General features: G+C 68.7%; 17 protein-coding genes. 12 read left to right on the top strand and 5 right to left on the bottom strand.

Annotated elements, in window-relative coordinates:
• Positions 1-32: 32 nt before the first annotated feature.
• The 3 genes from IPJ87_01195 to IPJ87_01185 all read left to right on the top strand — a co-directional run bounded on the left by IPJ87_01195 (position 33) and on the right by IPJ87_01185 (position 8,820).
• Positions 33-3,977 carry an amino acid adenylation domain-containing protein gene (locus tag IPJ87_01195; protein MBK7940492.1) on the top strand — a complete coding sequence of 1,315 codons (3,945 nt, stop codon included), beginning with the start codon at positions 33-35 and terminating at the stop codon, positions 3,975-3,977.
• Positions 3,978-4,111: 134 nt separating this feature from the next.
• Positions 4,112-8,053: an amino acid adenylation domain-containing protein gene (locus tag IPJ87_01190; protein MBK7940491.1), complete on the top strand. Its 3,942-nt coding sequence runs from the start codon at positions 4,112-4,114 to the stop codon at positions 8,051-8,053.
• A gap of 2 nt (positions 8,054-8,055) precedes the next feature.
• A complete protein-coding gene (locus IPJ87_01185; GenBank protein MBK7940490.1) occupies positions 8,056-8,820 on the top strand; it encodes a 4'-phosphopantetheinyl transferase superfamily protein in 765 nt (254 codons plus the stop codon).
• Here IPJ87_01185 and IPJ87_01180 read toward each other — a convergent pair.
• On the bottom strand, positions 8,817-10,265 hold the full coding sequence (locus tag IPJ87_01180) for an AAA family ATPase (GenBank protein ID MBK7940489.1): 1,449 nt from the start codon (positions 10,263-10,265) through the stop codon (positions 8,817-8,819). The genes IPJ87_01185 and IPJ87_01180 overlap by 4 nt on opposite strands.
• Before the next feature lie 52 nt (positions 10,266-10,317).
• Here IPJ87_01180 and IPJ87_01175 point away from each other — a divergent pair, with 52 nt between their 5' ends.
• Genes IPJ87_01175 through IPJ87_01160 form a run of 4 tightly spaced genes read left to right on the top strand, consistent with a single transcriptional unit; the run spans position 10,318 to position 13,635 of the window.
• Complete coding sequence (locus IPJ87_01175; protein ID MBK7940488.1) at positions 10,318-11,127, top strand: DUF3822 family protein; 810 nt, start codon at positions 10,318-10,320, stop codon at positions 11,125-11,127.
• Positions 11,115-11,657 (top strand): RsmD family RNA methyltransferase, encoded by a 543-nt coding sequence (locus tag IPJ87_01170; protein MBK7940487.1) that lies wholly within the window; start codon positions 11,115-11,117, stop codon positions 11,655-11,657. Before IPJ87_01175 ends, IPJ87_01170 begins: the two co-directional genes overlap by 13 nt.
• On the top strand, positions 11,654-12,112 hold the full coding sequence (gene coaD, locus IPJ87_01165) for a pantetheine-phosphate adenylyltransferase (GenBank protein ID MBK7940486.1): 459 nt from the start codon (positions 11,654-11,656) through the stop codon (positions 12,110-12,112). The genes IPJ87_01170 and coaD overlap by 4 nt, the downstream gene beginning before the upstream one ends.
• Entirely contained in the window at positions 12,109-13,635 is a 1,527-nt protein-coding gene (locus IPJ87_01160; GenBank protein ID MBK7940485.1) for a redoxin domain-containing protein, read from the top strand. The genes coaD and IPJ87_01160 overlap by 4 nt, the downstream gene beginning before the upstream one ends.
• Here IPJ87_01160 and IPJ87_01155 read toward each other — a convergent pair.
• Positions 13,595-14,233 (bottom strand): NUDIX domain-containing protein, encoded by a 639-nt coding sequence (locus IPJ87_01155; GenBank protein ID MBK7940484.1) that lies wholly within the window; start codon positions 14,231-14,233, stop codon positions 13,595-13,597. The genes IPJ87_01160 and IPJ87_01155 overlap by 41 nt on opposite strands.
• Here IPJ87_01155 and IPJ87_01150 point away from each other — a divergent pair.
• The 3 genes from IPJ87_01150 to IPJ87_01140 are packed head-to-tail and all read left to right on the top strand — an operon-like array spanning position 14,232 to position 17,169.
• On the top strand, positions 14,232-14,885 hold the full coding sequence (locus tag IPJ87_01150; protein MBK7940483.1) for an orotate phosphoribosyltransferase: 654 nt from the start codon (positions 14,232-14,234) through the stop codon (positions 14,883-14,885). The genes IPJ87_01155 and IPJ87_01150 overlap by 2 nt on opposite strands.
• A 42-nt stretch (positions 14,886-14,927) precedes the next feature.
• Positions 14,928-15,329 (top strand): hypothetical protein, encoded by a 402-nt coding sequence (locus IPJ87_01145; protein MBK7940482.1) that lies wholly within the window; start codon positions 14,928-14,930, stop codon positions 15,327-15,329.
• A gap of 22 nt (positions 15,330-15,351) precedes the next feature.
• The gene (locus tag IPJ87_01140; protein MBK7940481.1) at positions 15,352-17,169 is read left to right on the top strand and encodes an ATP-binding cassette domain-containing protein; all 1,818 of its coding nucleotides are present in this window, start codon (positions 15,352-15,354) and stop codon (positions 17,167-17,169) included.
• Between the two features lie 49 nt (positions 17,170-17,218).
• On the opposite strand, the gene rsmG is transcribed toward IPJ87_01140, so the two are convergent.
• Genes rsmG through IPJ87_01125 form a run of 3 tightly spaced genes read right to left on the bottom strand, consistent with a single transcriptional unit; the run spans position 17,219 to position 19,574 of the window.
• On the bottom strand, positions 17,219-17,824 hold the full coding sequence (gene rsmG, locus IPJ87_01135; GenBank protein MBK7940480.1) for a 16S rRNA (guanine(527)-N(7))-methyltransferase RsmG: 606 nt from the start codon (positions 17,822-17,824) through the stop codon (positions 17,219-17,221).
• Between the two features lie 47 nt (positions 17,825-17,871).
• Positions 17,872-18,480: a sigma-70 family RNA polymerase sigma factor gene (locus IPJ87_01130; GenBank protein ID MBK7940479.1), complete on the bottom strand. Its 609-nt coding sequence runs from the start codon at positions 18,478-18,480 to the stop codon at positions 17,872-17,874.
• Complete coding sequence (locus tag IPJ87_01125; GenBank protein MBK7940478.1) at positions 18,471-19,574, bottom strand: glycosyltransferase; 1,104 nt, start codon at positions 19,572-19,574, stop codon at positions 18,471-18,473. Before IPJ87_01125 ends, IPJ87_01130 begins: the two co-directional genes overlap by 10 nt.
• A gap of 119 nt (positions 19,575-19,693) precedes the next feature.
• Here IPJ87_01125 and tgt point away from each other — a divergent pair, with 119 nt between their 5' ends.
• The gene (gene tgt / locus IPJ87_01120) at positions 19,694-20,824 is read left to right on the top strand and encodes a tRNA guanosine(34) transglycosylase Tgt (GenBank protein MBK7940477.1); all 1,131 of its coding nucleotides are present in this window, start codon (positions 19,694-19,696) and stop codon (positions 20,822-20,824) included.
• A 48-nt stretch (positions 20,825-20,872) separates the two neighbouring features.
• On the top strand, positions 20,873-21,952 hold the full coding sequence (locus IPJ87_01115) for an LptF/LptG family permease (protein MBK7940476.1): 1,080 nt from the start codon (positions 20,873-20,875) through the stop codon (positions 21,950-21,952).
• Positions 21,953-22,017 lie beyond the last annotated feature (65 nt).

Here is a 22,017-nt window from a genome sequence, read left to right as displayed (position 1 = left end):
CAGCAGCACCGCCAAGGTTCCGGCATCCGCACATGGAGAAGTTCGTTCCCGAGATCCGCCTCCTGCACACCGAACACGATCCCTTCACGGGACCCAGCGTGGTGTTGGCCTACCCCACCACCGGTCCGCAGCGCGAGGTGTGGACCGCCTCCCAGTTGAGCGACGAAGCCTCCTGTGCCTACAATGAATCCGTGAGCCTGGCGCTGGACGGGCCGCTCGATGCGGCGACCCTGCGCGCCGCGGTCGCCGAGCTGGGCGTTCGGCACGAAGCACTACGTACCGTGTTCGACAGCAACGGTCAACAGGCGCTCGTCCTGGAGGCCTTGCAGATCCCCTTCGATGTGCATGACCTGCGCGGCATGGAGGAAGGGGAGCGGTCGGCGCTGCTCCGTCGGCTGGATGCCGACCTGATGCGACGCCCGTTCGATCTGCTGACCGGGCCGCTCTTCCGTTTCGTACTGCTACGGCTCGGCGAGGACCGGCACCGGTTGCGCATCGTAGGGCACCATGCCGTTTGCGATGGCTGGAGCCTGGGCGTCCTGATGGCCGACCTCAGCCTGTTGTACAACGCCCGGCTCGACCCGTCCGCCGCTGTCATTCCTGCTCCAGACGCGTACAGCACCTATGCTCAAGCGCTGAACGACTTCCAGCGCACCGCGGATGGGGACCGGGTCCGAGCCTACTGGAAAGACCTGTACGCACTGGACATCCCGATGGTGGACCTGCCGACCGACCGGCCCCGCGGTGCTCAGCGCACCTTCGCCGCGGACAGGATCGATGTGCCGCTCGCGCCCGCCTTGGCCCAGGAGCTGCGGCAGCTGGCCACGCGCTGCGGCGCCACCTTCGTCACCACCCTGCTCTCCTGCTTCGAGGTCCTCCTTGCACGCATCACCGAGCAGCACGACCTGGTCATCGGCCTGCCCGCCGCGGGCCAGAGCGACATGGGCATGATCAGGCTGGCCGGGCATTGCGTGTCCCTCCTGCCCCTGCGCGCCAGGATCGACCCCCAGGAACCCTTCAGCGCCCATGTGAAGCGTAGGCGCAGCGAGGTGCTTGACGCTTTCGATCATCAGCGCTTCACCTTCAGCGACCTGCTACAGGAGCTGAACGTGCCCCGCCCACCGGGGCGCGTGCCGCTGGTGCCGGTGATCTTCAACGTGGACATGAACATGGACGACGGAGTGGCGTTCAGCGGTCTGCGCCATCGGTTCAGCAGCGAGCCCCGTGCCTACGAACAGTTCGAGCTCACCCTCAACGTGGCCGGCGGTGGCAACGACCTGGTGCTGGAGTGGACCTTCAACACCGACCTGTTCGACCATGCCACCATCCACCGGTGGTGCGCTGACCTCATCGCCCTGATGCACCGCATCTGCGCCTCGTCCGAGGCGTCGATCCAACAGCAGCTGGAATCCGGCGAGCACGCCGTGCCCGCCGTCTGGCATGGTCAGCTGCACCCGCTGGACGCCGCCCTCACCGTGGACCGGATGTTCGACCACGCCGCGCGGGCCCATGCCGACCGCGTGGCCCTTGTGCATGGCGACAGGTCCATGACCTATGCCACGCTCCGCGACCGTGTGGACACCCTTGCGGCGCATCTCATCGAGCTCGGCGCCGGTCCCGGCCATCGGGTCGGGCTCTGCGCCCGGTCGACGCCGGAGCTATTCGTCGGACTGCTGGCCATCGTGCGCAGCGGTGCCGCCTTCGTCCCCCTCGATCCCGGGCTCCCGACCGAGCGCCTTCGCCTGCTGATGAACGATGCACGCCCGGGGCTGCTGCTCGCCGACCCATCCACCAAGGACCTCATGACGGACATCGGCCTTCCGGTGATCGACCTCGAGCGCAGCGCGGAACTCCCGGTGCGCCATCGGCGGCCGGAGTTCCGCACCGGTCCCGATGACCCGGTCTACCTCATCCACACCTCGGGATCGACCGGTACACCGAAGGGTGTGGTGGTGCCGCACCGCGGGATCGCACGTCTGGTGAAGGACCAGGACTACTTCGACCTCGGCCCGGACCTGGTGTTCCACCACCACCTGAGCATCTCCTTCGACGCCTGCCAGATCAGCATCATGGGCGCGCTTCTTCATGGCGGAACGCTGGTGATCGGCACCTCCGAGCGCCCCAGCATCACGGAGATCGCGGAGGCCCTCCGCTGGCAGGGCGTCAACACCCTGGTCACCTCCTCGGGTCTGTTCAAACTGCTGGTGGAGGAGGAACCGGATGCCCTCAAGGGCGTACGCCACCTGATGGTCGGCGGTGACGTACTTCCTCTGGCCCAGGCGCGCGCAGCCTTCAACATCGTGGGCCCCGGCGTGCTGGTGAACGGCTACGGCCCCACGGAAGTGTCCGTGATGAGCACCACCTTCACGGTGAACGACCGGTCCGAGCTGGATGCTCCGGTACCGATCGGCCGGCCCATGCGCAACGTCACAGTGCATGTGCTCGATCCCCAGCGTCGTCCCGTGGGCGTGGGGCGGAAGGGCGAATTGTGGCTGGGCGGCCCCGGCGTCGCCTTGGGCTATTGGGACCGACCGGAGCTGACAGCCGAGCGCTTCGTGGCCGACCCCTTCTCCTCCGACCCGATGGCGCGGCTCTACCGCACGGGCGATCTGGTGCGCTGGCGCGCCGATGGCGCCATCGCCTTCGTGGGCCGCAGCGACGACCAAGTGAAGGTGCGCGGCCAGCGCGTGGAGCCCGGTGAGCTCGAAGCCGCCATCAACGACCTGCCCTCCGTGGCCGACCGCACCGTGCTGGCCCTCGACGCACCCGGCGGCGACAAGCACCTGCATCTCTACGTGGTCCCCCGCGATCCGGCCGTGGTGCAGGACGATGCCCGTCGCGCCGCCTTCGCCGCCGAGGTCCTTGCCCATGTGAAGCCGCGCCTCCCGGAAGCGCTGGTGCCCTCGACGGTGAACCCGATCGCACGCATGCCGCTGACGGCGGCCGGCAAACCCGACCGCCTGCGTCTTCCTCCACCGGCCGTGGAAGCGGTGCGGCGCTCCGCGTTCGTCGCACCCCGCAGCGCGTCGGAGCGCCTGCTGGCCGAGCTCTGGTGCCGCGTGCTGAAACTGGACGAGGTGGGGGTGCACGACAACTTCTTCTCGCTCGGCGGCCATTCGCTGCTGGGCATCCAGCTCTTCGCACAGGTGGAGAAGCGCACGGGACGGCGCCTGCCCATCCGCACGCTCTTCCAGGCGCCCACGATCGCCGAGCTCGCCAACACCCTGGATGGCGAGGCCACAGGCCCCACGGAGTGGAGGCACCTGTCGGCGATCCGTCCGGGCGGATCGCGCATGCCCCTCTTCTGCGTTCAGGGCGACGAGGCCCACGTGTACCTGCCGGATCTGCTCGGCGAGGACCAGCCGTTCTTTGGCTTCGGGCATCAGGGCGAGGACGGACAGGCCATCGAGCACACCACTGTGGAGGACATCGCCGCCACCTACCTCAAGGAACTTCGCGCTGCACGGCCGCATGGACCCTACGTGATCGGCGGATACAGTTTCGGCGGCATCGTCGCCTACGAGATGGCCCGGCAGCTGAAGACCCTGGGCGAGACCGTTCCCCTGCTGGTGTTGTTCGACACCTACGCCCCGGCCGACGGCCTTCGCAGCGCCACCGCCGAGGAACGCCTGCACATGCCCCTGAAGCGCTGGGTGATGCGCCGGCTGGTCGCCCGCCATCTGCGCCGTGGAACAACGATCCCGCCCGCCCTCCGGCACTTCCACATCATCGACACCTACGGAAAGGCCACCCGGGCCTATGCCCCCGGTCCGTACGAGGGGAACGTCCTGCTGCTGCGGGCACAGGGCTCCCCCGGCCCCGCCGACCTGGGATGGAACGCCTTGGTGAAGGGTGGCGTGGAGGTGCGCGCCGTGCCCGGCGACCATTACAGCGTGATCAAGGAACCGCACGTGCGCGCCCTGGCCGCAGCCCTCCGCAACGCGCTGGATGGCGCGCTCGGCACGGTGGCGGCGTAATGAACAGGGCTGACCCCGAAAACCCGTGACGGAGGCACGCCGGATCGGACCGCCGCGGTCGTTCCTTCGCCCCACGCAAGGAGACAACAGACCTGACCGAACGTCAGCGAGCACTCCTTCGTAACGAGGTCGGCATGGAGAAATTCATCACAGAGACGCGCTACATCCCGGTGGATTTCGACCCCTTCACGGGGCCGGCCGTGGGGCGGGCGATCCCCACCACCGAGGCGCAGCGCGAGGTGCTCGCCGCCGCGGAGATGGGCACGGAGGCCAGCTGCGCCTATAACGAGAGCGTATCCCTCGAGCTCAAAGGGGCCTTGGACCGCCCGACCTTGGAACAGGCCATGCAGGCCCTGGTGCGCCGGCACGAAGCACTGCGGTCCACCCTGAACGCCAGCGGCACGCGGATGCTCCTCGCCGACGAGCTGCACCTGTCGCTGCCGTTCACGGACCTCACCGCCCTCCCCGACGGGGAGCGCTCGCGCCAGCTGGACGTCATCGCGCGCACGGACATGACCTCGGCCTTCGACCTGCGCCACGGCCCGCTCTTCCGGGCGCAGGTGATCCAGGTCGCGAGCGATGTGCACCTGCTCCGCCTCACCGGCCACCACGTGGTGTGCGACGGCTGGAGCCTGGGCATCATGATGGCCGAGATCAGCGCGCTGTACAACGCGGCGAAACGCGGCGGCGCTCCGGAACTCCCCGGCGCGAGCACCTTCAGCGACTACAGCCTGGCCACCATCGACTTCGCCACGAGCCCCGAGCACGCGGTCGTGGAGCGCTATTGGCTGGACCTGTACAAGGGCTCGATCCCCCGCCTGGACCTGCCGACGGACCGGCCCCGGCCGAAACGGAAGACCTACACGGGCGACCGCCTCGACCTGCTGCTGCCCCAGGACCTCGTCCGAGGCCTGAAGGAGGTGGCCACACGCAGCGGTGCCAGCTTCGTCACCACCCTGATGACCACCTTCGAGGTGCTGCTGCACAAGCTCTCCGGCGACAGCGACATCGTGGTGGGCCTGCCCGCCGCCGGCCAGAGCGACCTGGGCATGAAGCACTTGGTGGGGCACTGCGTGAACCTCCTCGCCCTGCGCAGCCGCATCGACGAGGAGACGCCCTTCATCGAACACCTCCGCGCCCGGCGCACGGGGGTGCTCGACGCGTTCGACAACCAGAAATACACCTTCGGCACCCTGTTGCGGCGGCTGAACGTGCCGCGTGAGCCCGGCCGCATCCCGCTGTGCCCCGTCGTGTTCAACATCGACATGAACATGGACGACGGCGTGGCCTTCGACGGGTTGACGCACCGCTTCATCAGCAACCCGCGCGCCTTCGAGAACTTCGAGCTCTTCCTGAACGCCACGGGCAACGAAGGCCACCTGACGCTCGAATGGAGCTACAACACCGACCTCTTCGACGAGGCCACGGTGCGGGCCTGGATGGACCAGTTCGTGGTCCTCATCAAGCGCGTGAGCATGGCACCCTCGGCCGCCATCGTCGACCTGATCGGTGATGCGGCGCTCGTCGGTGAGCAACAACCGCCGAAGCCCGAATGGCACGGCCGCGTCACCGCCTATCCGAAGGTGGACATCGGCAGCCTCTTCGACGAGGTGGCCACGAAGCACGCGGACCGCACCGCCGTGGAACTGCTCGACCAGAAGCTGAGCTACCGCGAGCTGCACCAGCGCGTGCGCGCCGTGAGCAGCGCGCTCATGGCCATGGGCGTGAAGCCCGGCGAGCCCGTGGGCCTCTGCATGGACCGCAGCTTCGACATGGTGGTGGCCATGCTCGCCACCCTGCGCGCCGGCGGCTGCTTCGTGCCCTTCGACCCCGCGTATCCGGCGGACCGCCTCGCCTTCATGTTCAGCGACACCGACGTGAAGGTGATGCTGACGCAACGCCATCTCGCGAACGCCCTGCCCCGGCACGGCGCCCGCACCATCCTCCTCGACGACGTGGAGGCCGGCGGCGACAGGCCCGGGCCCAGAGTGTCGCCCGATGCGCCCGCGTACATCATGTACACCAGCGGCAGCACAGGCACCCCGAAGGGCGTGGTCGTCCCGCACCGGGCCATCGTGCGCCTGGTGCGCGAACAGAACTTCGTCGCCTTCGGTCCCGACCTCTGTTGGCTGCAGCTCTCGAACATCAGCTTCGACGCGAGCACCCTGGAGATCTGGGGCGCGCTGCTGAACGGCGGCAGGCTCGTGCTCCAGGCCCAGCAGAAGCCCACGCTGCCGGAGATCTGCGATGCGATCCAGAGGCACAAGGTCACCAGCGTGTGGTTCACCGTGGGCCTCTTCAACATGCTGGTGGATGAGCAGCTCGACCGCCTCCGCGGCCTGAAGCACATCCTCACCGGTGGCGATGTGCTCAGCGTGCCGCACGTGAAGAAGGCCTTGAAGGTGCTCGGCCCCAATGTGCTCATCAACGGCTACGGCCCCACAGAGAACACCACCTTCACCTGCTGCTTCCCGATCAACAGCGAAGCGAGCATCGCCGACAGCGTGCCCATCGGCTTCCCGCTGAACAACACCACGGTGCATGTGCTCGATGAGCAGCGCAGCCCCGTGCCGGTGGGCCGCAAGGGCGAGCTCTACACCGGCGGCGACGGGGTGGCGCTCGGCTACTGGAAGCGCGACGACCTCACCGCGGAGAAGTTCATCGACGACCCCTTCAGCGGAAAGAGCGGCGCCGAACTGTACCGCACCGGCGACATCGTGAGGTGGCAGCCCGACGGCAGCATCGCCTTCATCGGCCGCGCCGACGGCCAGGTGAAGATCCGCGGCTTCCGCATCGAGCTCGGCGAGATCGAGAACGCGCTGAACGACCTGCCCGGTGTGAAGGACAAGGTGGTGGTGGCGCGCCAGGACGGCCCGGGCGAGAAGCAGCTGGCCTGCTACGTGGTGCCCTCGGACGCGCACACGGGAACGCACGATGACCTGCTCGCCATCATCCGCGAGCACCTGCGCACCAAGCTGCCCACCTACATGGTGCCCACGGGGTTCGTGGTGATGGCCGAACTGCCGCTCACCGCGAACGGCAAGATCGACCGCCGTGCCCTGCCGGCGCCCGCCGCACGGACCAGCGCGCTGAAGGCCGAGCACGTGGCACCGCGCAACACCATCGAGCGTGCGTTGGCCGCGATCTGGGGCAGGGTCCTCAACGCCTCGGACATCGGCATCCACGATGACTTCTTCGACCTCGGCGGCCACTCGCTCATCGGCATCCAGCTGCTCGGGCTCGTGGAGCAGGAGCTCAACCGGACGCTGCCGCTGAAGTCGCTCTTCGAGGCGTCCACCATCGCGCAGTTCACCGAACTGCTCCAGGGTGAAAGCGCGGTGCACGATTGGAAGAACCTCTCGCTCATCCAACCCGAGGGCGGGGCCCCGCCGCTGTTCTGCGTGCATGGCGACGAGGCGAGCCACTTCCTGCCCAAATACCTCGGCACCGGCCGTCCCTTCTATGCCTTCTTCCATCAGGGCGAGGACGGCAAGGTGATCCGGCACACCACCGTGGAGGCGATCGCGCGGTTCTTCATCTCCGAACTGAAGCAGGCCCGGCCGCAAGGCCCGTACCTGCTGTGCGGCTATTCGTTCGGTGGCATCGTGGCCTACGAGATGGCGCAGCAGCTCACGGCCATGGGCGACGAAGTGCCCTATCTGGCGGTGATCGACGCCTACTCGCCCGCCCTGCACGCCGAGGCCATCGCGAGCGACCTGAAGTTCTGGGACCCGATCAAGAAGATGGTGCTGCGCGGCCTGGTGGCCCGGTACCTGCGCAACGGCGGCACCGTGCCCGAACGCTTCCGGAACTTCCACATCATCGACACTTACGACCGCGCGGCGATGGCCTATAGGCCCAAGCCCTATGCCGGCAGGATCACCGTGATGAAGGCCGAGCGGTCATGGGGGCCCAAGGAGATGGGCTGGGAAGGCCTGGCCCTCGGTGGCCTGGAGGTGCGCATGGTGCCGGGCGACCACTACGACCTGATCAAGGAACCGCACGTGAGCGCCCTGGCGAACGAACTTCGCCTGACGATGGAGCGGGCCACCCCGGGCCCGGCCCTCGCGCTGTGAGGATGGCCGTCCGAGAACGCGACCTGATCGTCCATTGTGCGCCGCTGCGCGCGCTGGAGCCCGTGCCGCCGCTCATGACCTCCGCGGCCGTGCGGTTGTGGTACGCCTCCGTCTCCGACCTCAAGCCGCATCTGCCCGGCCTGGAAGCCGTGCTCGATGACGAGGAACGGCAGCGTGCGGACCGCTTCCGCTTCGCTCCGGACCGCGAGCGCTTCATCGCCGGCCACGGCCTGTTGCGCATGCTGCTCGGTGGCGCCCTGGGCCTGGCCCCGGAGGCGGTGCGGATGGCGCGCGGTCCGCATGGAAAACCCTTCCTGCCCCACAGCGGGCCACCCTTCAACCTCAGCGATACCAAGGATGCGCTGGTGGTGGCCATCGGCGGCACCGATGAGCTGGGCGTCGACATCGAGACCGTGGAGCGCCGCACCGACCACGAGCTGGTGGCCGGCCATTACTTCACCCCCGACGAGGTGGCGCACATCGAGGCCGGCGGTGCGGAAGGCAAGCGACGCTTCCTGACCCTGTGGACCCGCAAGGAGGCCGTGCTGAAGGCCAGCGGCGTGGGCATCATGGACGACCTGCACGCCCTGCGCGTGCTGGACGGCGAGCAGGTGCTCACCATCCGCCATGAGGTCTTCGTGCGCGAGGCCGCTCCGGCCTACCACGTGAGCAGCTTCGGCGTCGGGGCCACGCATCTGATCGCCCTGGCCACCCCGCGGCCGCACGCCGGGCCGGCGTTGCACGATGCGTGCAGGGCCATCGGCTAGTCCTCCTCCCCGAAGAAGCGCGGGTGGAAGTTGAGCAGGTAGAGCCTGTCGCTCGCCCGGGTGATCGCCGTGTACAGCCAGCGCACGTACTCGGTGTCGATCATCTCCTCGGTGATGTAGCCCTGGTCCACGAACACCGCGGGCCACTGGCCGCCCTGGGCCTTGTGCGCGGTGACGGCGTAGGCGTACTTCACCTGCAGGGCGTTGGCGTACGGGTCCTGCCGCAGGATGCTCAGGCGCGCGCCTTTGCCGGTGACCGCGTGCGCGGCGAGGACGTTCTCGTTCAACATCCGGCGGCGCGCCATGGGCAGGGATGGCGCATCGAGCGCCAGCACATCGAGCATCACCAGGAAGTCGCCCACGCGCCGCTCCTCGCCGCTCCACCACGCGGCCTCGATCCAGCAGAAGCGGTGGCCGTGGCGTTCCTCCTCATCGCGGCGGCGGAGCACCTCCATGGGCTCGCCATTGGCGATCAACTCCGCCTTGCCGTTGCGGCCCGCCCAGAAGTAGTCGTTCTTCACCACCATCAGCCGGTCGCCCGGCGACAGCTCCTCCTCGAAGCCGAGGATGCGCGCCCGCACCTGCTGGCTGTACTGGTACGCCCGCTTGTTGCTGCGCGTGATGAGGCACACGTCCTCGCCACCGTAGCGGGCGTAGCAGGCCTCGAGCTCGTCCTGCAGCTCCATGCCGGTGATGCGCACCACGTCCGGATGACCGAGGATGAAGCGCGGCGCGGGCGCCTGGGCCACCACTTCGTCCCGCAGGGCCGTGGCGTTGATCAGGATGCCCGATGCCCCGGCCTGCCGCACCACGTCGGTGAGCTCCACGGCACCGGCGGTGAGCCCGAAGCGGTCGTGCAGGTGCGCGGGATCCAGCGCGGGGCTGTGCGGGCTGCCCACGGGCGGCAGCTGCGCCGGATCGCCGATGAGCAGCAGCTTCGTGCCCGGGGCGGAGAACACGTGCGTGAACAGGTCGCCCAACAGGTCGCGGTCGCCGAAGCCCCCTTCGCCCCCACCGATCATGCTGGCCTCGTCCACGATGAAGAGCGCGTGCGCATCGCGGTTGGCCACCACCCACATGCCGGCGAAGCCTTCACCGCCCGGGTCCATCCGGTAGATGCGGCGGTGGATGGTGCCTGCCGCTGCGTTCGCATAGGCCCCGAGCACTTTGGCCGCGCGGCCCGTGGGGGCGAGCAGCACCACCGGACGGCCCTGCGCGCGCAACACCCGCACCAGGGCCCCCACCAGGGTGGTCTTGCCCGTGCCCGCATAGCCCTTCAGCACCAGGGTGGCCCGCTCCTTGGCGGTGGCCATCAGCCGGTCGAGCGCCGCGATCGCACGGTCCTGCCCGGCAGTGGGCGCATGGCCGAGGGCCGCGCGCAGTGCTTCGGTCATTCCGGGCTCGGGCGGGGGCATGGTGGCGGCGGGGCGGCGCCACGGGGCCATGGCGGCGGGTGAAATTATCCACCTTTGACGCCGTTCTTCGGAAGAACGCATCATGGCGAGGAGCACGGACACCGACGCGCACCACCTGCCGCGCTACGACCGCGAGGCCACCGGGCTGCACCTGGGCATCGTGGTGCATCCGGACGGACTGGCCTGGAGCGTGCACGATCGCGCGGACGGCCGCTGCCTGGTGCTGGCCCAGGGCCGGGGCGCCACCTGGCCCGCGGAGGAGCACCTGCCCCGCCATCCGGCCAGCGTGAGCTTCTGTGCGATGCCCGAGCTGAGCACGCTGGTGCCCGAAAGCACCCTGCGGCCCGGCACGGAGGCCGGCCACCTGAGCCTGGTGCACGGCCCCCTGCCCACCGGGCTGTTGCGCGATGAACCCGTGGAGGACCTCGGCGCCCGCTGTGTGTACCTGCACGACGAGGGCATGGAGCACCAGGTGCTCGAGCGCTTCCCCGCGGCCCGCGCCATCGCCCTGCGCAGCCTGCTGGTGCGTGCGGTGCTCACCCTGGGCCGCCAGGGACCCGCGCTGGTGGCGCACCGCGTGGGCAAACGCATGGACGTGGCCCTGGCCGATGCCGGCGGCCTGAAGCTCAGCAACGCCTACCACTGCGCCACCGGCACCGACGCGCTCTTCTACCTGCTGCACCTGATGGACGCCCTGCACCTCGCCCCGGCGGATGCGGCGGTACACTGGTGCGGTCCCGGATGGGCCGCCCCGGACACCGATCTCCTGCGCCGCTACCTGCCCACCGCCGCCCCGGCGCTCTCCGGCACCGATGCGATGCTCGTCGGCCTGGACGCACCGTCACCGGAAGCCTGGTGGGCGCTCGTCGAACAGGCCGCATGCGCATCGTAGGAGGACGGCACCGCAACCGGCGCATCGATCCGCCCAAGGGCATCGAGGCCCGCCCCACCACGGACTTCGCGCGCGAAGGCCTCTTCAACATCCTGCAGCACTCCATCGCCCTGGAAGGCATCCGCGTGCTGGACCTCTTCGCTGGCGCGGGCGGCATCTCCGCGGAGTTCCTGTCGCGCGGGGCCGTGCAGGTGATCAGTGTGGAGCAGGACGCACGCCTCTTCGCCCACCTGCAGCGCCTGGCCCGCGAGCTCAACGAGCCCGGATGGTCCCAGGTGCGCGCCGATGTGTTCCAGTACCTGCGGCACGCCACGGGGCCGTTCGACGTGGTGTTCGCCGATCCGCCCTTCCACCTGCCCGGCACGGAGACGCTGCCGGCGCTGGTGCGCGACGGGGGTCTGCTCGCACCCGACGGGCTCTTCATCCTGGAACATCCACGTGGCATCGACCTCGACAGCGACCCCTGGTTCCGCAAGCGACGCACCTACGGTTCCGTACATTTCAGTTTCTTCAGCCCCACCCCGCCATGAGCCGCCCGATCGCCGTCTTCCCAGGTTCGTTCGACCCGGTCACCATCGGCCACTGGAGCATCGTGCAACGCGCCCTGCCACTGTTCAGCACCATCCACGTGGCCTTGGGCGTGAACACCACCAAGCGTGGCATGTTCGAGCTGGAGCGGCGCGAGGCCTGGTTGCGACAGGCGTTCCAGGGCATGCCCCAGGTGAACGTCATCCGCTTCGAGGGCCTCACGGCGGACCTCTGTGAACGGCTCGGTGCCTCGTTCATCGTGCGCGGCCTGCGCAACAGCACCGACCACGGCAACGAGCGCAGCATCGCCCTGATGAACCATGCGCTGCGCGGTGTGGAGACCCTCTTCCTGCCCGCCCTTCCGGAGCACGCGCACATCAGCAGCACCATCGTGCGCGAGCTGTTCGCCAACCACGCCGATGTGGGCCCCTTCCTCCCTCCGGGCTTATCCCTATGAGGACCCTGCTGCCGCTGCTGCTGACCGCCCTGCTGGCGCACACCGCGCAGGCCATCGCCACCGTGCACATCGCTTCGCCCGAGCGCGCTGGCCAGCAGGTGGTGCTGCACCGCGTGGACGACCTCTTCACCCTGCGCGCGGTGCGTGTGGACGACACGGTGATCGGCGCCGATGGCCGGTGCACGGTGGCGGCCGAGGTGCAGGGCACCGTGAAGGCCGTGCTGATCGTGGGCGGGCATCGGGCGGAGCTCTTCCTGCGCGAGGGCGCCACCTATCATGTGCGGCCCCTTCCTCCCGCCCCCGGGGCCCGGCCCGTGAAGGGCCATCTGCCCATCGTGCTGGAGTTCATCGACCTGCCGCCGCTGGACATCAACGCGCTGATGACCGACCTCTACGAGCGGCTCGACGGTTTCGTGGCCGAGGACCTGGCCACGGACCAGGCCGCCGGCATGCAGGCCGTGGACGTGCTGCGCCGCGACGGCGAGCGCACCGTGAAGGCGGACAGCGTGAAGCGGCCGGCCACCCTGTTCTACACGCCCAGCTGGTCGCAGGCCCGGCTGGACAGCTTCTCCTTCAAGCTGAAGCGCTTCTACGCCGACGTGGACGACCCCTGGTTCCAGCGCAACGTGGAGCTGGGGCTGTGCGGCCTTCACGTCGGACCCCAGCAGGACCCTGAAGCCCTGCATGCACGCTGCCTGACCGGCCACGCACCGGACCTCGACAAGCCGGAGTTCGTGCGCCTGTTCCGAAGCCTCTACGAGGACCACCTGATGACCCATCCCTTCCGCACGGACGAGCAGCGCCTGCTGAACGGGGTGAAGCAGGGCGCCACCGACAGCCTGATCGCGCTCGTGATGGAGCATCCGCCCCTGCGGCAGGACCGCGCGCTGGCCGAACTGCTGCTGATCGACCAGCTCCACCAGGCCCACCCCGGCAAGGTGCTGGACCGCGGCGGCATCGAGCGCATCCTGGCCGATGTGGCCGCACGCAGCGGGTATCCGGGCCACCGCACCCTCGCGACCAACATGCTGTGGGACCTCACCGCCATGCGGCCCGGCACCGCGCTGCCCGAGCTGGAGCTGACGGACCTGCAAGGCACCCCCATCCCGCTGGACAGCGTGTTCAGCGGGCCCGCCTGCCTGGCGCTCACCACGGTGAACTGCACCTATTGCGACCAGGAGCTGCGCGCGCTGGCCCAGTTGCAAGAGAGCTTCGGCGATGTGGTGCGCTACGTGGTGCTGGTGCTCGACAGCGATGCGGGCGCCGCCATCCGCCTGTCGCGCAGCATCGGGGGAACGGGCTGGACCTGGTTGATGGCGCGGGACGCAGGCCGGACCCGGGAACAGCTGCGCGCCCCTACCGCACCGGTGTTCCTGCTGCTGAACGACCGCACGCTGGCCCAGAGCCCCGCTCCGGCGCCCAGCCATGGCCTGGCGGCCGTGCTCCACGGCTTGCGCGTGCAGCAGGAGGAACGCGACCGCATCAAGTTCGGGAGCGAGGCACCGCCTCCTCCCAGGCACTGATCACCGCGCGCACCGTGGCGTAGGTGCCGGCCTTCACGCGCTGCACCCCGTCGGCGTCCATCCAGGCCACCTCATGGATGTCCTCCTCGTGCTGCGGCACGAGCCGTTCCGCGCTGGAGGCGCGCATGAGGAACCACGAGGTGCGCTTGAGGTGACGTTCGCCTCCCCGTTCGTAGGTGTGCCAGGTGTCGCACAGCGGGCGTACGATGCTCACCTCGCGCAGCCCGCACTCCTCCTTCACCTCGCGCACGGCCGCCTCGGGCAGCGCCTCGCCCGCGTCCACCTTGCCCTTGGGCAGGTCCCAGCGGCCGAGGCGATGGATGACGAGGAGACGTCCGCGCTCATCGGTGACCGCACCGCCGGCCGCGTCCACCGGCACGCAGGTGCTGCGGAAGCCGTCCCAGGCGGCCGCGGCATCGGGCACCACCAGCGTGAGCCGCTCGACGCCGGGGATGCGGCGGGCGCGCTCCACCAGCTCATCCACCCCCTCCGCCGCGGCCTGCACCACCAGCCCGCCTGCTTGGGGAGCCGCTTCGGGCGCGTGCTGCGTGAGCACCACGGCCAACCCGTCGATGGAGACTTCGTAGTTTCGCACCATGAACGATCGCCTTGATCCGGCCCTCAAAGTTGCCGAATTGCTGCTGCAGATCAAGGCCGTGAAATTGAGCCCGGCAAAACCGTTCTCCTGGGCCAGCGGCTGGAAGAGCCCGATCTACTGCGACAACCGCAAGACCCTGTCCTACCCGCCGGTGCGCACCTTCATCCGGCAGCAGTTCGTGCACCTCATCCAAAGCGAGTTCGGGCGGCCGGACCTGATCGCCGGCGTGGCCACCGGCGGCATCGCGCACGGCATGCTGGTGGCGCACGACATGGGCCTGCCCTTCATCTACGTGCGCACCAGCGCCAAAGAGCACGGCCTGCGCAACCAGGTGGAGGGCGACCTCTCCGTAGGCCGCAACGTGGTGGTGGTGGAGGACCTGGTGAGCACCGGAGGCAGCAGCCTGCAGGCCGTGCACGCCCTGCGCGACGCGGGCCTGGAGGTGAAGGGCATGGTGAGCATCTTCACCTACGGCTTCGACGTGGCCCGCGCGGCCTTCGAGGAGGCCCGCGTGAAGATGCACGCGCTCACCAACTACAACATCCTGCTGGACCAGGCCCTGCGCGAGGGCTACATCACCGAGAAGGACCTGGCCCCGCTGAACGCGTGGCGCAAGGACCCCGCGAACTGGAACGCCGCCGTGCAGGCCTGAGCCGGCGCGGCGGAACGTGCGGACGGAACGAACCTCATGGGCATGACACGCATCGAGAGCAAACAGGTGACGATCGGCCGCACGCCGGACGAGCTGTACACCTTCCTCCAGGACATGAACAACTTCCAGCAGCTGCTGCCCAAGGACCGCATCAGCGACTGGAAGAGCGACGGCCGGTCGTGCTCCTTCAAGGTGCAGGGCGCGGCCACCATCGGGCTCGAGCTCGCCGGTGGCGAGGCCCCGGGGCTGGTGCGCATGAAGGCCACCGACCGCAGCCCCTTCCCCTTCACGCTGGACGTGCACCTGCAGGCCGCCGACGGCGGCACGCGCGCCTGGCAGGTGTTCGAGGCGGACCTCAACCCCTTCATCAAGATGATGGTGGAGACCCCGCTGCGCAACCTGTTCGACCACATCGCCGACAAGATGGTGGCGCTGCACGGGTGAGGGCCCGCCGGCGACAGTGACCATGGCCTCCCGCCGCGACCGCTCCCGCTACAACGACGCGAAGCCGGCCAAGCTGGACCGCGCCACGCTGCGCAAGGCCCTGCGCCTGTTCCGCTACCTGCGGCCCCACCGCTGGACCTTCGCGGCCGGCCTGCTCTTCCTCATCGGCACCAGCGGCCTCAGCCTGGTGTTCCCGGGGTTGATGGGCAAGCTCATCGACTCCAGCAAGGGCGAGACCTCCTTCAGTGCGCCCCTGTTCGACCTCACCAACACCGACAGCATCTTCCTGCTGCTGCTGCTGGTCTTCGCCGTGCAGGCGGTGCTCGGCTTCTTCCGCATCTACCTCTTCGCGCACGTCACCGAGCACATGCTGGCCGACCTGCGGAGGGACACCTACGCCCACCTGCTGCGCCTGCCCATGGCCTTCTTCGCCAAGCGCCGTGTGGGCGAGCTCAACAGCCGCCTCAGCGCCGATGTGGCCCTGCTGCAGGACACCTTCACCACCACGCTGGCCGAGCTGCTGCGCCAGCTGATCATCATCGCCGCGGGCATCGTGCTCCTGGCCCGCCTGTCGCCCGAGCTCACCCTCACCATGCTCGCCTCGGTGCCCGTCGTCGTGCTGGTGGCCGTCCTCTTCGGCCGCTTCATCGGCCGCCTCAGCCGACAGGTGCAGGACCGCATCGCCGACACCAACGTGATCGTGGACGAGACGCTGCAGGGCATCCAGAGCGTGAAGGCCTTCGCCAACGAGGCGTGGGAGAGCATGCGCTACGGCCGCAGCGTGCTCAGCGCCCGCGCCCTGGCCATGCGCGGCGCCCGCTGGCGCGGGGCGCTCGTCTCCTTCATCATCCTGTGCATGTTCGGCGCCATCATCCTGGTGGTGTGGCGCGGCGTGAACCTGCAGCGCGAGGGCCTGCTCACCAACGGCGAGCTCGTCACCTTCATCATGTACAGCGTGTTCGTGGGCGCCAGCATCGGCGGCATCCCCGAGCATGTGAACACGGTGCTGAAGGCCATCGGCGCCACCGAGCGGCTGATGGACCTGCACGACGAGCCCGGCGAGCCGGTGAGCCTGGAGGCCCGCAAGGAGCGCATCGAGCTGCGCGGCCGCATCGCCTTCGAGGACGTGAGCTTCCACTACGCCACCCGCGCCGACGTGCCCGTGTTGCGCAACGTGTCGTTCGCCGCCGAGCCCGGCCAGCGCATCGCCCTGGTGGGCCCCAGCGGTGCCGGCAAGAGCACCGTGGCCGCGTTGGTGCTGCGCTTCTTCGACCCCGTGCAGGGCACGGTGCGCATCGACGACCGCGACGCGCGCGATTACCCGCTCACGGCCCTGCGCGACCGGATGGCCATCGTGCCGCAGGAGGTGCTGCTCTTCGGCGGCAGCATCCGCGAGAACATCGCCTACGGACGGCCCGACGCCACGGACGCCGAAGTGGAGGCCGCGGCCCGCCGCGCCAACGCGCACGACTTCATCGCCGCCTTCCCCGAGGGCTACGCCACCGTGGTGGGCGAACGCGGCATCCAGCTCAGCGGCGGCCAGCGACAGCGCATCGCCATCGCCCGCGCCGTGCTGAAGGACCCCGCCATCCTCATCCTCGACGAGGCCACCAGCGCGCTCGACAGCGAGAGCGAACGGCTGGTGCAGGAAGCGCTGGAGCAGCTCATGCGTGGCCGCACCAGCCTGGTCATCGCCCACCGCCTCAGCACCATCCGCGATGCCGACCGCATCCTGGTGCTCGACAAGGGCGTCATCGCCGAGAGCGGCACCCACGGCGAGCTGATCGCCGATGCCGACGGGCTATACCACAGCCTCAGCCGGCTGCAGATGGAAAGCTGAAAGAGGAAATAGGAAAGGGCCCCGCCTTCTCGTGGGCCTGTTCAAGCCTTCACATTTCGATCTCCACCACCTTCTTCGTGGCGAAGAACCCCTCGGCGAAGTGCTCGCTCAGCGCGTGCACGCGGTAGCGCTGCGTGATGGGCAGGAGCTCATCGGCCAGGTCCCCGCCCTTGAGGTAGTAGATGCGTCCCGCGCCCCGGGCCACCAGGTGCCTCGTGTCACCGATGAACTCGGGCAGGGTGGTGACCGCGCGGCTGACGATGACGTCGTAGCGCTGCCGGTGCTCGGTGCTGCGCACCTGTTCGGCCGTGCAGTTGGTGAGCCCCAGGCCCTCGATGATGCCCTTCACGGCGGTGATCTTCTTGCCGATGCCGTCGATGCCGTGGAAGACGCTGTCCGGGAAGAGCACCGCCAATGGGATCAGCGGAAAGCCACCGCCCGTGCCCACGTCCACGATGCGCGTGCCCTTCCTGAAGGCCACGACCTTGGCGATGCCGAGCGAATGCAGGATGTGCCGCTCGACCAGGTGCTCGAAGTCCTTCCGGGAGATCAGGTTCACCCGCGCGTTCCACTCGGCATAGAGCGGCCCCATGCGCTCGAAGCGCTCGCGCTGCCGGGCGGTGAGCTCGGGGAAGTACGTGGTGAGCAGGTCGATCATGTGCGCGCATCCCGCTGGGGCGGGACAGGTCGTGCACATGGCACTTAGATGGCCTCCTTGCTGTTGTTCAGCATGTTCATGAGGAACTCGCGGGCGCGGAAGAGCTGGGCCTTGACGGTGCCGAGCGGCAGGTCGAGCTCATCGGCGATCTCCTCGTAGCTGTACTCCTTGTAGTAGCGCAGTTCGATGAGGGTGCGGTAGCGGGGCTTGAGCTTGTCCACCACCTCGCGCATCACGGCGCTCTTCTGGTCGCGGATCACCACGTCGGCCGGGTCGGGGCCGTGGCTGCGGATCTCGATCGTCATCTCATCCCCGTCGTCGGTGCCGATGGGGTTGTCGATGGACAGGGTCTTCTTCTTCTGCTTGCGGATCCAGTCGATGCAGTTGTTCGACGCGATCTTGAACAGCCAGGTGCTGAAGGCGTAGTTGGGCGTGTACTGCTTGAGGCGGTTGAACGCCTTGCCGAACGCCTCGATCGTGAGGTCCTCCGCGTCGTCCTTGTTGTTGATCATCTTCAACAACATGAAGTAGATGGAGTCGCGGTAGCGGCTCATCAGTTCGGCGTAGGCCTTCTGGTCGCCCTTGTCCACGGCGCGGCGCACGAGCAGGTAGTCGTGGCGCGCCTTTTCGGAGAGGTTCTCGTTCACTTCCATCGGCGGGGCTTGATGACCAGGGTGCTGACGTAGATCAGCGGTTCCAAAACTAAGAACAGCCATTCCAGGGGGAGGGCGAAGGTGAGCAGCAGGGGGCCCGCGCCGAGCCGGTGCATGGCCAGCAGGGTGACGGGCAGGAAAGCGCCGACCTTGACGGCCAGGCCGAGGGCCGCCTGGGGCGCGGCGCCCAGGACGAAGAGGGCCGCGCAGGCCGCCCAGAACACGATGCGCGCCAGCGGCAGCAGGGTGAGCAGCACCTGGTGGCCGAAGCGGTAGTAGCGCGCCGTGGTGTAGTGGCGGCGCTTGCGGCGGATCCACGCGACGAGGCCCTCGGTGGCGCGCGTCACCATGAAGGTGCGCGGGTCGGCCACGGCCGTGGTGTTGCGCGCCCGGGCCACCTCGTTGATGAACAGGTCGTCGTCGCCGCTCATCAGGTGGTGGTGGCGCCGCGGCCCCTTGGCGTTGAAGAAGACCTCGTGCGTGTAGCCCAGGTTGCGGCCCACGCCCATGTACGGCAGGCCCGCCTTCGCGAAGGCGATGAACTGCACGGCCTTGGTGATGCCGTCGTAGCGCTCCAGCAGGTTGGTGAGGCCCGGCCGCACCTCGTACGGGCTGTGGCCGATGACGATGTGGCGCCGCTCGCTGAAGCCGCTGGCCATGCAGCTGATCCAGTCGGGGCCCACCGGACGGCAATCCGCGTCGGTGAGCAGGATGTGCGGGTGCTTGGCGGCACGCACGCCCACCCCCACGGCGATCTTCTTGCCGTAGCTGAACTTCTCATCGGCCTGGATGTTCACCACGCGCAGCCGGGGGAAGCGCGGCTTCATCCACTCGAGCACCTCGCCGGTGAGGTCCTGGCTGCGGTCGTTCACCACCACCACCTCGAACTCGCGGTGGTCCTGCTCCATCAGCTCGGGCACGAGCTTCTCCAGCGCCGGCGCCTCGTTGCGGGCGCAGATCACCACGCTCACCGGCAGCTCGCGGTCGGGCACCACCGCCTGGCGGCGGAAGGCGAGCCGGCCGAAGATGAACGCGTGGTAGCACAACAGCACGGCGAGCGCGCCGCCCATCGTGAACACGAGCGTCTGGACCATGGAGAGGATGGCAGCGAAACTACCGGGCCCCGCCGCACCCCTCCTGCCCTTCGCACCCCGGTTATGAACAGGCCTTCGGGGGCAACCCCGGCCCGCCCCGACCGCCCCATCTTTGCGCCGTGCAGTTCGAGCTCCTCCGCACCGATCCGGCCGGCCACGCCCGCGCCGGGGTGCTCCACACCGACCACGGCGCCATCCCCACCCCCGTCTTCATGCCGGTGGGCACCCTCGGCGCCGTCAAGGCCGTCCACCCCCGCGAGCTGCGCCAGGACCTGGACGCGCCGATCATGCTCAGCAACACCTACCACCTGTACCTGCGGCCCGGCACGGAGGTGATCGAGCATGCCGGCGGCCTGCACCGGTTCAACGGCTGGGACCGCCCCATCCTCACCGACAGCGGCGGCTTCCAGGTGCACAGCCTCAGCGACATCCGCAAGATCACCGAGGAGGGGGTGAAGTTCCAGAGCCACATCGACGGCAGCCGACACCTGTTCACCCCCGAGGGCGTGATGGACATCCAGCGCAGCATCGGCGCCGACATCTGCATGGCCTTCGACGAGTGCACCCCCTGGCCCTGCGACCTGAAGTACGCCACCGACAGCATGCACCGCACGCACCGCTGGCTGGCCCGCTGCATCGCCCGCTTCACCGGCACGGAACCGAAGTACGGGTACGAACAGGTGCTCTTCCCCATCGTGCAGGGCAGCACCTTCCCCGAGCTGCGCAAGCAGAGCGCCGAACACGTGGCCGAACAGGGCGCCCCCGGCAACGCCATCGGCGGCCTCAGCGTGGGCGAGCCCGAGGAGGAGATGTACGCCATGGCCGAACTGTGCTGCGGCATCCTGCCGGCCGACCGGCCGCGCTACCTCATGGGCGTGGGCACCCCGTGGAACCTGCTGAAGAACATGGCCCGCGGGGTGGACCTGTTCGACTGCGTGATGCCCACCCGCAACGGACGCAACGGCATGCTCTTCACCCGCCAGGGGGTGCTGCAGATCAAGAACCGGCAATGGGCCGACCACCATGACGCGCTGGACCCCGACGGGCACAGCTGGGTGGACACGGCCTACAGCCGCGCCTTCGTGCGCCACCTCTTCGCCAGCAACGAGATCCTCGGGCAGCAGATCGCCAGCCTGCACAACCTGGGCTTCTACATCACGTTGATGCGCGAGGCGCGGCAGCGCATCCTGGACGGTAGCTTCACCCCCTGGAAGAACGCCCTGCTGCCCGCCCTCAAGCAGCGCCTGTGATGGAGAACGCCCGCCCCCGGCCGACGCGCTGACCGACCGAAGGACCCCATGCTCCGCATCTTCGACCGCTACATCATCCGCCAGTTCCTGGGCACCTTCTTCTTCATCCTGGTGCTCATCATGGCCATCGCCGTGGTGTTCGACATCAGCGAGAAGACGGAGGACTTCGCCAAGATGAGCGCCGGCGTGGGCGAGATCGTGCGGGAGTACTACGTGAACTTCGTGATCTACTACGCCAACTTCTTCAGCGGCCTGCTCATCTTCCTGGCGGTGATCCTGTTCACCAGCCGCCTGGCCCACCGCAGCGAGGTCATCGCCGCCCTCAGCAGCGGCATCAGCTTCCCCCGCCTCATGTGGCCCTACTTCCTGTCGGCCACCTTCCTGATGCTGCTGGCCCTGGCCGCCAACCACCTCGTGCTGCCGGCGGCCAACAAGGAGCGCCTGGCCTTCGAGGAGGAACACATCCGCGTGGCCTTCCAGGTGAAGGGCAAGAACATCCACCGCGAGATCACCCCCGGCACCATCGCCTACGTGGAGAGCTTCAACGCCCAGAAGCGCACCGGCTACCGCTTCAGCCTGGAGCAGTGGACGGACGGCCGCCTCACCCGCAAGCTGATGAGCGAACGCGCCGTGTACGACAGCCTCACCGGCCGCTGGCGCGTGGAGGACTGGACCCTGCAGGACATCGACAGCACCGGCGGCCGCCTGCGCCAGGGCAGCGTGCTGGACACCCTGATCCCCCTGGTGCCCAAGGACCTCGGCCAGCGCAACGAGAACGCCATGAGCATGACCACCGCCGAGCTGGACCGCTTCGTGGCCGAAGAGCGCATGCGCGGCAGCGACACCACCGCCTTCTACCTCATCGAGAAGCACCAGCGCAGCTCCGCCCCCTTCGCCACCTACGTGTTCACCCTCATCGGCGTCAGCATCAGCAGCCGCAAGGTGCGCGGCGGCACCGGCGTGCACCTCGCCCTCGGCGTGCTGCTCGTGCTGCTCTACATCTTCAGCAGCAAGATCACCACCGTGGCCGCCACCAACGCCGGGCTCGACCCGCTGATCGCCGTGTGGCTGCCCAACCTGATCTTCGGCGCAGTGGGCGTGTGGTTGTACCGCACGGCGCCGAAGTAGGCGGTCTGCTGGAGGTTGAGGGCGGGGTATCAGGCTTCAGGCCGGCTGGTGGTGCGGCAGGCCGG

The sequence above is a fragment of the Flavobacteriales bacterium genome (assembly GCA_016713875.1).
Classification (GTDB): Bacteria; Bacteroidota; Bacteroidia; order Flavobacteriales_F; family PHOS-HE28; genus PHOS-HE28.
Note: the sequence above shows the minus strand (reverse complement) of the source record. Positions and strands in the feature narration are given on the sequence as shown.

What these genes read in the sequence shown, in the direction of transcription:
- IPJ87_01180 (MBK7940489.1), bottom strand. Translation starts at nt 10,265, where the DNA reads ATGGCCCCGTGGCGCCGCCCCGCCGCCACCATGCCCCCGCCCGAGCCC.
- IPJ87_01190 (MBK7940491.1), top strand. Translation starts at nt 4,112, where the DNA reads ATGGAGAAATTCATCACAGAGACGCGCTACATCCCGGTGGATTTCGAC.
- IPJ87_01170 (MBK7940487.1), top strand. Translation starts at nt 11,115, where the DNA reads ATGCGCATCGTAGGAGGACGGCACCGCAACCGGCGCATCGATCCGCCC.
- IPJ87_01175 (MBK7940488.1), top strand. Translation starts at nt 10,318, where the DNA reads ATGGCGAGGAGCACGGACACCGACGCGCACCACCTGCCGCGCTACGAC.
- IPJ87_01185 (MBK7940490.1), top strand. Translation starts at nt 8,056, where the DNA reads ATGGCCGTCCGAGAACGCGACCTGATCGTCCATTGTGCGCCGCTGCGC.
- IPJ87_01195 (MBK7940492.1), top strand. Translation starts at nt 33, where the DNA reads ATGGAGAAGTTCGTTCCCGAGATCCGCCTCCTGCACACCGAACACGAT.
- IPJ87_01155 (MBK7940484.1), bottom strand. Translation starts at nt 14,233, where the DNA reads ATGGTGCGAAACTACGAAGTCTCCATCGACGGGTTGGCCGTGGTGCTC.
- IPJ87_01145 (MBK7940482.1), top strand. Translation starts at nt 14,928, where the DNA reads ATGACACGCATCGAGAGCAAACAGGTGACGATCGGCCGCACGCCGGAC.
- IPJ87_01160 (MBK7940485.1), top strand. Translation starts at nt 12,109, where the DNA reads ATGAGGACCCTGCTGCCGCTGCTGCTGACCGCCCTGCTGGCGCACACC.
- IPJ87_01115 (MBK7940476.1), top strand. Translation starts at nt 20,873, where the DNA reads ATGCTCCGCATCTTCGACCGCTACATCATCCGCCAGTTCCTGGGCACC.
- IPJ87_01140 (MBK7940481.1), top strand. Translation starts at nt 15,352, where the DNA reads ATGGCCTCCCGCCGCGACCGCTCCCGCTACAACGACGCGAAGCCGGCC.
- IPJ87_01125 (MBK7940478.1), bottom strand. Translation starts at nt 19,574, where the DNA reads ATGGTCCAGACGCTCGTGTTCACGATGGGCGGCGCGCTCGCCGTGCTG.
- IPJ87_01130 (MBK7940479.1), bottom strand. Translation starts at nt 18,480, where the DNA reads ATGGAAGTGAACGAGAACCTCTCCGAAAAGGCGCGCCACGACTACCTG.
- IPJ87_01150 (MBK7940483.1), top strand. Translation starts at nt 14,232, where the DNA reads ATGAACGATCGCCTTGATCCGGCCCTCAAAGTTGCCGAATTGCTGCTG.
- coaD (MBK7940486.1), top strand. Translation starts at nt 11,654, where the DNA reads ATGAGCCGCCCGATCGCCGTCTTCCCAGGTTCGTTCGACCCGGTCACC.